Origin of the sequence: Euzebyella marina (assembly GCF_014855515.1) — a bacterium.
Taxonomy (GTDB): domain Bacteria; phylum Bacteroidota; class Bacteroidia; order Flavobacteriales; family Flavobacteriaceae; genus Euzebyella; species Euzebyella marina.
Genome location: NZ_JACYFK010000006.1, coordinates 1 through 16,075, shown reverse-complemented (window position 1 = coordinate 16,075; position 16,075 = coordinate 1). Strand labels below are relative to the sequence as shown.

5 protein-coding genes are annotated in these 16,075 nt (G+C 43.3%); 2 read left to right on the top strand and 3 right to left on the bottom strand.

What is annotated here, in order from left to right:
* Positions 1 to 35: 35 nt before the first annotated feature.
* The 3 genes from IL356_RS18510 to IL356_RS18500 all read right to left on the bottom strand — a co-directional run bounded on the left by IL356_RS18510 (position 36) and on the right by IL356_RS18500 (position 1,980).
* Positions 36 to 203, bottom strand: coding sequence for a DUF6747 family protein (locus IL356_RS18510; protein WP_162987817.1), 168 nt, complete (start codon positions 201 to 203; stop codon positions 36 to 38).
* A 239-nt stretch (positions 204 to 442) separates the two neighbouring features.
* On the bottom strand, positions 443 to 1,207 hold the full coding sequence (locus IL356_RS18505; protein ID WP_121848008.1) for a M48 family metalloprotease: 765 nt from the start codon (positions 1,205 to 1,207) through the stop codon (positions 443 to 445).
* A gap of 38 nt (positions 1,208 to 1,245) precedes the next feature.
* Entirely contained in the window at positions 1,246 to 1,980 is a 735-nt protein-coding gene (locus tag IL356_RS18500; protein ID WP_121848009.1) for a M15 family metallopeptidase, read from the bottom strand.
* 531 nt (positions 1,981 to 2,511) lie between these two features.
* On the opposite strand from IL356_RS18500, the gene IL356_RS18495 reads away from it, so the two are divergent.
* Both IL356_RS18495 and IL356_RS18490 read left to right on the top strand, forming a co-directional pair.
* Positions 2,512 to 3,231 carry a hypothetical protein gene (locus IL356_RS18495; RefSeq protein WP_162987818.1) on the top strand — a complete coding sequence of 240 codons (720 nt, stop codon included), beginning with the start codon at positions 2,512 to 2,514 and terminating at the stop codon, positions 3,229 to 3,231.
* A 48-nt stretch (positions 3,232 to 3,279) separates the two neighbouring features.
* On the top strand, positions 3,280 to 16,075 hold a 12,796-nt coding region (locus IL356_RS18490; RefSeq protein ID WP_192466575.1), incomplete at its 3' end, for a lectin-like domain-containing protein.

The following is a 16,075-nucleotide window of genomic DNA, read 5'->3' as shown; positions in this document are numbered from 1 at the left end:
GTGTTTCTGCATAAAAGAGCGACAGAATAACTGTCTTAGAACTCGAAACCATTTACGGCCCTATGCATAAAAGCATACATTGCCAGTAAAATCATGACCGCACTAAAAACTGAGTAGGCTTTTAATAATAAAACCAAGATTTCAGGTTTGCAGTCATCAAATGCCTCAACATAAAGATTTTTAAATCGAACTAAAGTTCCCATATAGTTTCATTTTCAATACCGGGTTCTCAAGCCGGATGATTAATAAATCAAAGCTATAAGGGCAAATTCAAGGAAAGGCTATTCAGCAAATTTGGGATGTGGTAAAGATAGATATTTCAGTGCTCGCTTCGGAGAGCTAAAGCTGCGGTTCATCGAAATTAACAGTATTTCAAAGGAATTTTACAATCTCGCAGAAAAGACCTACGAGGCTTGATAAGCATCCTTAAAAGAAATGGAAACTATTGATTGCGGTATTTATCGATAGATTCCCTGATTTTTTCTATTCGATTCTCAGGGTCAGGGTGCGTACTTTGAAATTCTGGCACTCTATTAGGGCCTGCAGCATCTTTCAGCACTTGCATAACTTCAATCATCTCTTCAGGTCGATACCCAGACTGTATCATAAACAACACACCTAAATCGTCACTTTCGAGTTCATCGTCTCTGCCATTGCTAAGTAATGTGTTTTGGCCGATACCGCCTACTAACCCTCCAAGGTCGCCACCTACCGACGCCCCGGTTGATAAGGTCTGCCAAAACTCTCCTTCAGCTATGCGCTCTGCCGAATGACGGCCAATGACATGACCGATTTCATGGCCAAGAACCCCAGCTAACTGCGCTTCATTAAGTTGTTTGAAAAGGGCATAGGTTATGAATATGGGCCCACCTGGCAAAGCAAAGGCATTAATGGTCTGGTCATCGGCAAGTAAATGAAAATCGTACTGGTAGGGTGTTTCTCTGGCAATACTGTTTTGAACCAGTCGGTTGCCCACTTTATCTACAAAGGCCTGCATTCGTTCATCAGGGTATAACCCACCATATTGTTGTGCAATTTCAGGCGCACTCTGTATGCCGATAGCAATCTCTTGGTCAGCAGTCATGTTAATGGTCTGAACCCTTCCGGTATAGGGGTTTTCTTCTTTACTACTGCATCTCTTTACAAAGGCAAAGGCCACAATGGCCAAGCCGATGAAAATGCGGATTTTCCAACTACTTCTTCCCATAATATTAGTGTTCTATACTAAAACAATATACGAAAGACTTACAATAGTTCGGTATTGATATCCAATATGTTGTCTTCAATATAATTGGTAAGAAAGCCTTCGGTAAAGTGCTCGCAACCCTCGAACTCTTCTTGTGTAAGTAGCTGCATGATATTCTTTCTTCTAAACTCGGTCAACATGGGTTTGGAAATGGGAGCATAACTGTAGTGCCATGGCTCATATTTAAAACCTCTGCGACCTGGTTCGTCGGTATAAACCAAGTAGAAATCAAAAGTTTTAGAGTGCTCGTCCATCCATTTTTTGAAATCATAATAAGGCTGACCTTCACCAAATTTATTGGGGTCTAGTACATCTCCCGAAACCTTCTGATAACCATCGACAATATCAATATCGGTTCCCCAATGATGGCGACTTGTGCCGGGTATGGTGGAGTATTCGATAATCTTGTCAATGGCATCTATGGGCTGCATTTGTTGCTCCTCGGTATAGGTGATAAACTTACGCTCCCAAATGGAGCGCTGGCGTTCAAAACTACGGTAGCTTGAGATGTTCTTTAAGTCGATACCATCTTCATAGGCAGCCTTTTTCATTTCTACAAATGCGTCGTGGGCCTCTTTTCTCAGATTGATGTCTTTACCATAGAGTTTGATATCTGTTTTACCCATCAACTCAAGTATGGAATATTCAAAATCTTTACCGTTGGCCCAAGTGGGTAGCGTAGTTAGTGCTAAAGAACTTAATAGGCCTGATTTAATAAATGATCTCCGCTGCATTGCAATAGTGGTTTAGAAGCTTTTAAAGGTACAATTTTTAATGAAAACTGATGAAAACCTAGTCTTTTAGGGAAACGTTTTTTGTGTTCGAATCTTGTTGAATATGTGCTAGTCGATTAAATGCCAAAGATGGGTAAGTATTTCACTTAAAAGAATGTGTAAAAGACCTTTTGATCACGCTTCACAGATAATACCTAAAATCAAGTTTGTAGGAAAAATAAACTTTGGGATTAGGTTTTAAGTATTCCTACAAAATAGCTCCTTGAAATCTAGTTTAAAGGTCCATTTTTTAGGTATAAAACCCATTTTTCCACGAAAACGTTATAGTAAATAAATCGTAAATAACTGTTATTAAGGAGTTAAGGGGATACCACAAATTTTTATATGTTCACTTCAAAATTGTAGGATAATACAACAAAATATTACGTCTGTCGCTTATGATTTTTATGTTTGTTTTAAGTATTTGTTGTAATATCCTACAAATTATGTTTTAAATATATTTTTTGAATTAAATCTGGTAAACCAATAATTATGAAAAATTTTAAGATGCTCCCCACACTTAACCGACGCAAGCTTAATCTCTCTTTATTAGGCTTTTGTTTATTATTTTCAGTGTCGATGGCCACCGCCCAGTCGGTAGGAATCAACACATTAACACCCAATGCCGCCGCTGCTTTGGATATTGAATCCACCACTGGTGGGTTATTGATTCCTCGAATGACTACTGCACAGGTAAGCGCTTTGAGCAGCCCTCCTGATGGTTTAATGGTATATAATACAGATGTAAGCAATACGGTAATGTTCGTAGGGGGTAGCCCCTATGAATTGTATAATTCGGTAACCTCAAATACAATGGCCATACTTTCGGGTATCGAGCCCGTATTGTGGTTGAATGTAGGTTTCTTGAACCCGACGGAGTTATTGGGGTTAACGGTTCATCGGTTCAGAATGGATCTTTCTAACGCTCAACAAGTGAGGGTTACCGCCAATGTAACTGGCCTTACTTTAGGCCTTGGTTCTGGATTGACCCTTTCGTTACAATACTCAACAGACGGTTCTACTTGGTTGCCTTTGAATTCTTCAAATTTCGGTCCAGGACTTTCAATTACCGTAAATGGTCTGCTGACCACTTCATGGGTTGATATTGATGCTGCAGCACAAGATGATGTGCAATTAAGACTTGTAGGTCAAGCCAATGGGGGCATTGTTACCCAGGTTGGTCTTGGTCTAGTACAGGTAGAGGTAAGATAGCCCTCTGTCTGCCTTCCCTTTGATTTTTTCAACTTTTAAGCTTCCCAAATGAAAACTGTATCTTTTCTATCAATACTTTTATTTCTCAACGTCTTCCTTGTATTTCCGCAAGAAGGCTTTAGCATTGTTGGTGCAACCGTGTCGGTGACCAACGGGGCATCTGTGAGAATCGATAACGGTCATGTGACCGTTTCGGGTGAGGCCTCTATTAAGAACAACTCGCTAATCAGTGTCGGCGGTAATTGGTTCAATAATAATGCTTCAGGTCAAATTTTTACAACGGACTCTGACGGAACCGTAAGTTTTAGTGCGGCTACACCGGTAACGATAGGGGGTACCACGTCTACACTTTTTTACAATTTGATATTAGATGTAGATGAGACAACCTTAGAGGTAAATACTATTGTGGGGGGGCATATTTCAGGGCCGAATCTAGGAGTTCTAGATTTAAACAATTCAAAGTTAGACTTAAATTCAAACACTTTACAGATTACCAACTCGGTAGTTGGGGCACTAATTGAGAGTGGCGGTTATATAGTCAGTGAAGATGTCTTGAATGGCAGTAAGGTTCAGTGGCAAACTTCTGCGACGGGAGGCACCTATAATGTACCATTCGGAAGCAATTCAGGTGTGCCCATTCCACTAAGTATAGAAAGGACATCTGGTGATTTAGGGATGATTACCGTATCCACTTATCCGGTAGGCCTAGACATGCTTCCTTTACCAACGCAGCCTGAAACGGTAAACAATATGCTTGATAGTGACGGCAACGATTTAACCAACAATTCGGTCAATAGGTTTTGGCAATTAGATAAATCGGGTTCGGGTACCGCCAATCTTACTTTTTCCTATACAGACTCCGAAACTCCAATTGCAGGAGAAAGCGGACTTTCTGCATTTAGATATGATACGAATACAGATAGATGGCAGGCTCAAGGGGCTGCATCATTTGATCAAAACAATAATCTTCTTAGTGTAAATGGAGTAAGTTCTTTTTCTCCTTGGACTGTTTCAAGTAATTCTACTGCTGCTGGGGTGGTAATTGACTTGAACGAGTTTACCGCAGGTGTCAATCATGAAGTTCAATTCAGACCGACCACGGGTAATATTTCTCCAATTTCGCTAGTACCGTCGTTAACTTCGGACACAAACACGATAAACAGCGTTACACTATCGTTTGCTGGTCATCTTGATAGTACAGAATTTTTATACGTTACAAACGGCCCTGTACAATTTAATTTTACAACAGCATCTGCAACACATGACTTTACTGTCAATGGTACTGTCATTAGAATGGTACAAAATTTTAACAGTTTTACTTTTACGGAACTTTCTGGCGGTACGATTCCAAATGATGATTTTATAGATTTATTAAATAGTTTGTATTACCGCAATAATACCAATTCGCCCACCGACGGAGTAAGAACTGCTGATTTTACGGTTACGGATACCAATTCTCAGACTGCTTCGGCTACCACTACAATTAGGGTTTATTCCAATGGTCCTGTGGCTGTCGATGATTCGAACTCGATAATAGCTAATAACCCTGGTGCGATAACGGGTAATGTATTGACCGATGGTGCTGATTCCGGTACCGGGTTAACGGTATCTGAGGTAGACGTTTATGAGGATCAAGTTGGTGTGGCCTACGAAACGCTGTATGGTACCCTCACCATTAATATGGATGGTACGTATTCTTATGATGTTGACGAAACAAACTCAGCGGTTACAGGTTTAAGAAATGGAGAGAGCCTTCAAGATATTGTTTCCTATACCGTAAAGGATCAAAACGATATTACTGATTATGGCATACTTACAATTACCATTAATGGTGTAGACGAAAACCCAGTAGCAGTAGATAATACTGACGAAATAGATGTTTTTGTAGAAAATAATACCACGGGTAATCTTATTACTGATGTAGATTCTGGTGGAGCGGATTTTGTTGATAGAGGCGTATCACAATTGACTTGGGAGAACGAATTCAGTGCTGCGGGAGGTGTGTATGCTGGACTGTCTGCTCCTGTAAATGGTCAGACAAGAACTATTTCCGGTGTTACCTTGAACTTTACTTCCACGGACCCTTCTGGTATTGGAATTCCTGACCAGAATCAAACAGTTTATCAAACTGGAACCAACGGAGGACACTTTGGATATTTACTATACGCTATTAATGCGAACTCAAGTCCCTCAAGTAATACTGAGCTTATTATTGATTTTAGTGAACCCGTTTACAACCTAGGTTTTCTATTGACCGATATCGACTTTTCTCAAGGCACTTCTTGGCAAGACCAAGTAACTGTTTCGGGTTCGTTGGCTGGAACCCAATCATCGTTCAAGGTAACAACAACTGGGGGGATTCTAGATGCAGGTGGTAATACATATTATGGTATTGGCACAGCCATTGAAAGTGACGCTACCGGAAATGTCAATGTGTTTTTTGACCAACCTATCGATCAACTTGTGATAGGTTATAATTATGGGCCGAATGCCACTGATGCAGATCAAGGAACTCAGATTGCGGGTGTTTCAGATATATATTGGCAGGGTGCCGATCCCAACATTGTAATATCGGAGATTGATGGTAGTGCGGCAAATATTGGTAGCAGCTATGTAGGAACTTATGGTTCTATAACAGTTTTTTCTGATGGTAGCTATACCTATATCCCTGATACCGGTAACCCGGCTGTTGCTAACCTTTTAAATGGTCAGTCCCTAACAGAAACCTTTGAATATAGATTGTCTGATGGGGTAAATTCTGATACGGCTAATCTATATATAACACTTAATGGTACCCAAACCGATTCGGATGGGGATTCAGTGGGTGATATAGTAGATTTAGATGATGATAATGATGGTATTTTAGATTGCGATGAAAACTTTCTAAGTACCAATAATGAGTTTGGTGACATATTTTCAATTAATGGTACAGGAGTTCAAACTTCGCCAACTGAAGTACGTTTGACGGAAGCAATAAACGATCAATCTGGGCAAGCGTTCTCTTTTAATACCATTGATTTCAATAAAAGTTTCAATTTCACTTTCGAAGCCTATTTGGGAAATAACGATGGTGGTGCTGATGGGGTTGCGATGGTTTTCCACAATGATCCCGCGGGTTCTACAGCCATCGGTGCCAATGGCATAGGTATGGGTGCAGCTGGTATCCAAAACGGTATTGTTTTAGAGTTGGATACCTACTTTAATAGCGCGAACGAAGGGGATATCGTTAACGATCACACCATGATTTGGGATACCGACCAACAAAGTGGTGCGGGCCTGTTGACGACCGCAGTTGATTTTGGTAACCTTGAAGATGGTGCTTGGCATTCTGTCAATGTAATTTGGAATGCATCATCGCAAACCATAAGATATTATGTTGATGATATTTTGGCAGGGGTTTTCACTGGCGATTTGGTAACCGACTATTTTGCGGGAGAAAACAATGTCTATTTTGGTTACACGGCGTCTACAGGTGGGGCTGTCAATGAACAAAGAGTACGTTTTGCGGGGGGGTTCTGCGGTCTTCCGTTAGAAGTTGATTTTGATAATGACGGTATCCCAAATCATTTGGATTCTGATTCGGACAACGATGGCTGCCCTGATGCTTTAGAAGGTAGTGATAATCATGACTATCCTGATTTAGATACCAATTATAGATTAACTGCTAGCGTAGACGCCCAGGGTGTTCCAGGAGGGGTCTCTCAAGATGTAGGTACATCAAATGATAACGGTCAACAAGCTTCAGAGTGTTCGGAATGTTCTCCTAATCATCCTGATTACGCTGACACCGATGGTGATTCAATTGCTGATTATTGCGATGATGACGACGATAATGATGGTATAATCGATATTGATGAATGTACTAATTTATTGGTGCAGGGTGGTTTTGAGAATATTTCTGGCCTTAATAATGGAAACAATTTTCCTGTTGATATCTCACCGTGGATTTTGGGTTCAGGAAACCAGGCCAACGTGGTTCAAGTAGATGGTGCTGGTGGGTTTGACTATGGTGCTGGTGGGCCATTTGAAGACGCAAATTCAGCAACTGGTGCCGGTACTTTGCAACATTATCTAGATATCGTAAATGGATCCAATGATTTTTATCAATCATTTACGATTACAACCACTTCATCAGTAACCTATAGTGGTTATTTCTCGGCTCGTGACAATCTGTCCGGGGTAGGTAGCATATCCATTTATTCGGGTGTAGGCACCGGAGGCTCCTTAGTTTCGGGTACAGGTGATTTTACAATCGACTCTTTTGGCGACTCGCAAAACACACCTTGGCTCTTTATAGAGCGTACAATTACTCTTACTCCTGGTACTTACTCTTATGTAGTTGCCATGGATGAAAACTTGAATTTTGATGAAGCCAGAGTGACCAACTGTCAAGATACCGATGGCGATACCATTCCTGATTATCAAGATACCGATTCAGATGGAGATGGGTGTCCTGATGCTCTAGAGGGTACTACAAGCTATGATTATTCAGATATAGATGGTAATGACAGACTGATTGCTGCGATAGATGGAAACGGATTGCCTGGAGGAACATCTCAAGGTGTAGGTACTTCTCAAGATAATACACAAGAAAGTATTATATGTGATGAATGTAATCCGTTAAATCCGGCATTTGTTGATGCAGATGGTGATAATATAGGGGATTCTTGCGATACTAGAACCAGTACCGCTTTTCCTTGTGATGATTCATTCTACATTGTGGCTAATGGTCAGTTGAACTCATATGATCCGATTTCTCAGGGTTTTGTGCCAATAGGTAGTAATACAGATAATATAAATGGTATAGGCTATAGTACATTGAACAACTATGCCTATGGTGTGTTCCAAGGTGATATATATGTGATGGATGCTACCGGCACCATTGAAATCTATGGTACACCTACCGCATTCAACGGTTCTCAACCTACAGCTTTTCCAACTGAAATGCGCTCTGGTTATATCGATTCCAGCGGTATTTATTGGGGGCTTGCTGCTGGCGCTGCATTCCGCGGGCATATGTACAAGTTAGATTTGAATACTCTGGAATATGAGTCCATTCCATTAAACCCGGTTTTTCCAGGTGGTAATGCCGTCCCAGGTGACATAGTCATCGTCGGCACGACGGCCTATGCCTTTAATAGAGGTAATTTATATACTATCGATTTAACAGCTAACCCTATTACTGTCGCTACAGAGGCTGTTGCTGGTTCAACAAATCTAACGGGAACTTTTGCAGGAGCTCAATTCGTTGATGCCTTGGGCAACATGTATTTCACTTATAATGATGGTGGTTTCTACATTGTAAACGACTATAATACGGCAACTGCACCTTCGGTAACCTATATAGGAAACTCTCCTATAGGTAGTCAAAATGATGGATTCTCATGTGATTTGGCTACAACCTCACCTTTTGATTTTGATGGAGATGGCTATGTTTTTGGAGGCGATTTAGACAATGATAATGACGGCATTCTAGATAGTGAAGAAAACCCAGGGTCTATTTCACCTTGGCAAGATTCTGATGGCGATGGAGTTCCTTATTATTTAGATGATGATGACGGTAACCCAAGTGTCGGTGACGATGATGGTCTCATAGAAGCGGGCTACGACTCTGATGGCGATGGGTTTGCCAATTTCTATGATCTTGATGCCGATAACGATGGTTGTTTTGATACTGTTGAGGCTGGTCATTCAGATGGTGACAATGATGGGTACTTGGGCAATTCACCGGTATCTGTCGATGCGAACGGTCAAGTAACGGGTCAAGGCGGCTATACTGGCTCAACAGGTGCTGAGAGAACAGCGGTGCAAACATCGATTGACACAGCTCCGACCGATCAAGAGACTTCTTTTGGTAATGATGCTACATTTACTGTTGGTGCATCGGCCTTGTCAGCATCAAGTTTTACGAGTGGTACACCAAATTATGATACCAATGCAGATGCAGGTCTAGGTTATCAATGGCAAGTAAGCACTGACGGAGGAATTAGTTTTAATAATATAGGAGGAGAGACGAATGCTACATTAGTGGTGAATGATGTCACTTTTGGTGATAATGGAAATATTTATAAAGTCTTGGTATTTCATACCAATAATCCTTGTCCTGAAGAAGCGCAAGCTACTTTAACGGTAATTAATAATGTAGATGCTCTTAACGATTTTGCAAGTATTACTGCGGTACAAGGCTTTTTCGGTGCAACGGATGTTATCAATGTTTTAGACAATGATGAATTCAATGGAGCTGCTCTTAACCCTACAGATGTTACGGTTACCCCAGTGACAAACGGTCCTTTGACCATCAATTCAGATGGCTCATTAGATGTTGCAAACAATACGAATACGGGAACCTATACAATAGACTACCAAATCTGTGAGGTGGCCAATCCTTCAAATTGCGATATTGCAACCGCTACCGTAAATGTAGGAGCGAACAACACCCCTTCTGCACAAGATGATAATGTATCCGTTGATCAAAATACTACGAATAACGATATTGCTGTCTTAGCTGATAACGGTAACGGTCCTGATGACTTCGGGGGCGATGGGGCCAATAACGGCGCCATTACTTTGCCATCTGGTAGTTCAACAAACGGCGGTGTAGTTTCAGTGAACAACAATGGAACCCCGAACGATCCGACCGATGATTCCGTTATTTATTCTCCTGCTAATGGCTTCGTGGGTACCGACACTTTTGATTATACCATTACAGATGCCAATATTGACACATCCACAGCAACCGTAACTGTAACGGTTGATGATGTGGTGCCTCCTGCATTGGTTTTGGTAATAGACGATATCACGGCCGATAATTTAATCAGTTCAACTGAGGCAGGTACAACTATCCCGATAACTGGTACTGTAACTGGCGAATTCTTGTCGGGCGACATTGTAACCCTTACAATTAATGGCAGCAATTTTACAGGCTCAATTGATGGTTCAGGCGTATTTAGTATTAATGTACCTGGCGATAGATTGGTTTCTGATTCTGATTTGACCATTAATGGCTCTGTATCAAGCACAGATGGTGCTGGCAATACAGGTACGGCCACTGCCAATAAGACCTATGGATTGGACAATGACGGTGATGGAATTGCCGATAACGTAGATGAAGATGATGATAACGATGGTATTTTAGATACCTATGAAGGTTTAGATGATTTCGATAATGATGGTATACCTAACTATTTAGATTTAGATAGTGATAATGATGGAATACCAGATGTGGTCGAGTCAGGAAACGGTAGTTTTGATATAGATAAAAATGGTCGAATTGATCCAGCAGAAAGTGCTCCTGGTGCCAACGGAATTCCTGACATCGTTGAGGATGGTGGCGTTGATGGAGCGGGGGTAAGTAATCCGCCAGTGAATAGCGATGGTACAGGTAATCAAGACTTTTTGGATATCGACTCTGATGGAGATGGAATTAAAGATATTTTAGAGGCCCAACCAAGTTCTGGAGCCATTTTCTTGGCGAATAATGATACCGATGGAGATGGAATTGATGACAATTTTGATTTTGATAATGGAGGTACGCCAATATACAATGTGCAAGACACAGATAGTGATGGTCAAGCCGATTATCTTGATTTTGATAGCGATGATGATGGTATTGTCGATAATATCGAATGGCAATCAACTTCAGGTTATTTAAGTCCTTCAGCAGATAGTGATGGTAATGGTCTTGCCGATAATTATGAAACCTCTGCAGGTTCAGGTGTCTCGATAGCTCAACCTCAAAATACTGACGGAACTGATAATCCTGACTACAGAGATACTGATTCTGATAACGATGGCTTGAGCGATTTGATCGAGGCATACGATACTGATGGTGATAATATTGAAGACACAACGGCTTCAGGTACTGATTCGGATAATGACGGTTTGGATGATGCTTTTGATTTAAGTATTTCGGCTCCAGATGGCTTGGAAGATGTCAATGGGGCGACAAACAACGGTCAAGATGTGACCAACTTACCTAACGACCAAGATCCGGCAACTGGTGAAGTTGATTTTAGAGATGCCAATGTGCCGTACACTCCAATTGATACAGATGGTGATACTATCGATAATCAAATTGATAAGGATGATGACAATGATGGTATACTCGATTCTGTTGAATCTTTAGGGTTCGAACCTACTTCAAACTTGGGAGACCCTTGTAACGGACCTTCATTCGTGTTTACAGGAACACCAACAGATGTTGGTGGTACAAATGATGGTTCTATTGGGGATCAGTACCGTTTTTCTAATGTTGGAACGGTCGATGGTAATGTTTTAGATGCCATAATAACTATTACAGGTAGATCGGCAAATATTACTTCTTTCAATATTGAGAAAACTCCTGGTGATGATATATGGAATATGGAGTATGGCGGCAACCCAATTGCTTTGAACGAAGAATTTCAAATGGAATTCAATATTCAATTTGTACTTACAGGTACTTTGACCAAGTATAATGTGAATAGAATAGGAGGAACTATTGCCGATATTGATGGTGCAAACTTTGAAGAAAGTGTGGTACTTAACCAACCAGGTCTTTATGCGGTTGACAGTAATACTTTGATTACCACAACTAATAATTTGGCGACTGGTAAGACAACATTCTTAGGTCCTGATGAAACGTGGTCAGGTGTTGACCCTGGCGCGAGGCTGGCAGTTTATTTCAATTATTACAATACAGATGATTTAACATTGTCATTTGTCTCCAATGCATTGAACCTTATTTCAAATACCCATTTAGGCTCATTGAAGCTAGATGTATGTAGTATCAATGGTTTGTTCGACCCAAATAACACGGCAAGTAATACAGGTTCGAATGGAAATCAATCCGGACCTGGTACGGCGCCAGTATTTACTGTCAATGATGGTATTGATAGTGATAATGATGGTATATCAGATGAATTGGATATTGATTCTGACAACGATGGTATTCCTGATAACGTAGAAGCTCAAGCAACAACATCTTACATAGCCCCAGGAACATCTGATGGTGATAGTGATGGTCTTTTAGATGCCTATGAAGGCAGTGGTGATGAGGGTCTCATGGTGGTCGATACAGATTCTGATGGTATAAATGATTATTTAGATCTTGATTCTGACAATGATTCTAAATCGGATACATTGGAAGCTGGTTTTGCAGCTGCCGCCACCAATAACGATGCTGACGGTGATGGTCTTTTAGATGATTATGATGATGTTGATACCACTGGTGGAACTTTTGATGTGAATGACGATCAGAATAATGGTGCTTCAGATTTGCCGAATAATGACATAGTTTCAACTGCCGAAGTTGATTATCGAGAAATTGGTTTTGATGATTATGATGGCGATGGTATTTCAGATGTTGCCGATTTAGACGATGATAATGATGGTATTTTAGATTCTGCAGAAAATTCGGGAGGTATAGACCCGAGTGCTGATAACGATGGAGATGGCACTGTAAACTATAGAGATCTCGATTTTGGTGCTGACGCCAATGGAGACGGAATTGTCGATATTTTTGATACCGATGGCGATGGTGTGCCTAACCATTTTGATTTAGATGGTGATAATGATGGTATTTATGACGTTGTAGAAGCGGGGCATGATCAAGCACATACAAATGGCGCTTTAACCGCTGCGGTCGGCCAAGATGGTATTCCAAACTCTGTTCAAGCAGCAGGTCAAGGTAACAGCGGTACGGTCAATTACACGGTGTCCGACTCTGAAACCGTAGCTGATGGAATTCCTGATTACCTTGATTTGGATAGTGATGGAGATGGCTTACCAGATAATGTAGAGGCGCAGACAACCTTGGGATATGTGACTCCAAATGCAGATGACGCGGCTACATATACTACCAATAAAGGGGTGAATTCAGCCTATCTTGGAGGTATTGATCCTGAGAATACTGACGGTACCGACAATCCTGACTACCTTGACTTGAACAGTGATAATGAAGGCGCCGATGATACGGTTGAGGCTGGCTTGACTTTGGCAAATAATGATGCCGATGGTGATGGTTTAGATGACAATACCGATGCAACGGTTGATTATTCGGATCCAAATGGAACCATTGATGACCCAAGTACCTTGCCGAATGTGCAAAATGACGCAACAGCTGAGGTTGATTATAGAGATGCTTCGGCCGCGGTAATCGATGCAGTGGCGGACAGTTTTACGGGTGTTAACGGATTTGCAGGAGGTAACGCAGGTGACGCAACTGGCAACGACACCCTGAATGGAGTGGCGGTAGACGATAACGATTTGAATATTACCATTACGAATGATGGAGGTATTACAGGGGTATCGATTGATGCTAATGGAATTATTTCAGTTCCCGCAGGTACCGCAGCCGGAACCTACAATGTAGTGTATCAAATATGCGAAAAAGCCTATCCTACCAATTGCGATACGGCCGCAGCGACCATTACGGTAAATGCCTCGGTCATAGCTGCCAATGATGATGCAACGCCCGCAGACCTAAGCAGTGTTAATGGTTATGTGGGTGGTAACGCAGGCGATGTTACGGCAAATGATACCCTGAATGGAACTGCTGTAAATGACGCGGATATAAATATTACCATATTTGATGATGATGGCTTAACAGGTGTAAGCATTGCTACCGATGGTACGTTAAGCGTTCCTGCTGGTACTGCTGCCGGAACCTACAACGTAGTCTATCAGATATGCGAAAAGTTGAATACTTCCAACTGCGATACGGCAACTGCTGTTGTAATTGTAGATGCTCCAGCTATTGTAGCGAATGATGATGCCACTCCGGCAGATTTATCGGCAGTGAATGGATTCACTGGAGGAAGCGCAGGCGATGTCACAAGTAATGACACCCTAAATGGTGCAGCGGTAAACGATACTGAGATAGATATTACGGTTACTGATAATGATGGATTGGCGGGAGTAACTATTGCTGCAGATGGTACGTTAAGCGTTCCGGCAGGTACTGCCGCAGGAACCTACAACGTGGTCTATCAGATATGTGAAAAGTTGAATACTTCCAACTGCGATACGGCAACTGCAGTTGTAGTTGTCAATGCTCCGGCTATCGTGGCCAACGACGACGATTTTTCTGGAGTTACTATTAATGAAATTTTAGGTGGAGATGCAGGAGATGCCACCGCTAATGACACCTTGAACGGAGTAGCCGTGAACGATGCAGACCTCACGCATTCTATTAATTCAGATGGAGGTTTGACAGGTGTAACCATTGATAGTGATGGTATAATTAACGTTCCGGCTAATTCTACACCTGGCACCTATACGGTCATTTATCAAATATGCGAAACTTTAAATGCTTCCAATTGCGATACGGGTAATGTAACTATTGTAGTTGACGATTGTTTGAGTGAGCCAACAAATGACTGTGACGGCGACGGACTTACAAATGCTGAGGAGACCACCAACGGTACCGACCCTAACAATGCGGACACCGATGGTGACGGCATCAACGACGGGCAGGAAGTGAACACCGACGGTACGGACCCACTCGATAGCTGTGATAGCAACGGCGGAACGCCACTGGCTACCGACGACTGTGACGGCGACGGGCTGACCACTGCGGAGGAGACGACCAACGGCACCGACCCGAACAATGCGGACACCGATGGTGACGGCATCAACGACGGACAGGAAGTGAACACCGATGGAACGGACCCACTGGACAGCTGTGATAGCAACGGCGGAACCCCATTATCGACCGACGACTGCGACGGCGACGGGCTGACCACTGCGGATGAGACGACCAACGGCACCGACCCGAACAATGCGGACACCGATGGCGACGGCATCAACGACGGACAGGAAGTGAACACCGATGGTACGGACCCACTCGATAGCTGCGATAGCAACGGCGGAACCCCATTATCGACCGACGACTGTGACGGCGACGGGCTGACCACGGCGGAGGAGACGACCAACGGAACGGACCCGAACAATGCGGACACCGATGGTGACGGCATCAACGACGGTCAGGAAGTGAATACCGATGGAACGGACCCACTCGATAGCTGTGATTCCGTAGGCGGCACGCCACTGGCTACCGACGACTGTGACGGCGACGGGCTGACCACGGCGGAGGAGACCACCAATGGTACGGACCCGAACAATGCGGACACCGATGGTGACGGCATCAACGACGGACAGGAAGTGAACACCGATGGAACGGACCCACTGGACAGCTGTGATAGCAACGGCGGAACCCCATTATCGACCGACGACTGCGACGGCGACGGGCTGACCACGGCGGAGGAGACCACGAACGGTACCGACCCGAACAATACGGACACTGATGGCGACGGCATCAACGACGGGCAGGAAGTGAACACCGATGGTACGGACCCACTCGATAGCTGTGATTCCGTAGGCGGCACGCCACTGGCTACCGACGACTGCGACGGCGACGGGCTGACCACGGCGGAGGAGACCACCAACGGTACGGACCCGAACAATGCGGACACCGATGGCGACGGCATCAACGACGGGCAGGAAGTGAACACCGATGGTACGGACCCACTCGATAGCTGTGATTCCGTAGGCGGCACGCCACTGGCTACCGACGACTGTGACGGCGACGGACTTACAAATGCTGAGGAGACCACCAACGGTACCGACCCTAACAATGCGGACACCGATGGTGACGGCATCAACGACGGGCAGGAAGTGAACACCGACGGTACGGACCCACTCGATAGCTGTGATTCCGTAGGCGGAACTCCATTATCGACCGACGACTGCGACGGCGACGGGCTGACCACGGCCGAGGAGACCACCAACGGAACGGACCCGAACAATGCGGACACCGATGGTGACGGCATCAACGACGGTCAGGAAGTAAATACCGATGGTACGG

Excerpts from the sequence above, each read along its gene's own strand:
- IL356_RS18495 (WP_162987818.1), top strand. The coding sequence starts at position 2,512 with ATGAAAAATTTTAAGATGCTCCCCACACTTAACCGACGCAAGCTTAAT.
- IL356_RS18500 (WP_121848009.1), bottom strand. The coding sequence starts at position 1,980 with ATGCAGCGGAGATCATTTATTAAATCAGGCCTATTAAGTTCTTTAGCA.
- IL356_RS18510 (WP_162987817.1), bottom strand. The coding sequence starts at position 203 with ATGGGAACTTTAGTTCGATTTAAAAATCTTTATGTTGAGGCATTTGAT.
- IL356_RS18505 (WP_121848008.1), bottom strand. The coding sequence starts at position 1,207 with ATGGGAAGAAGTAGTTGGAAAATCCGCATTTTCATCGGCTTGGCCATT.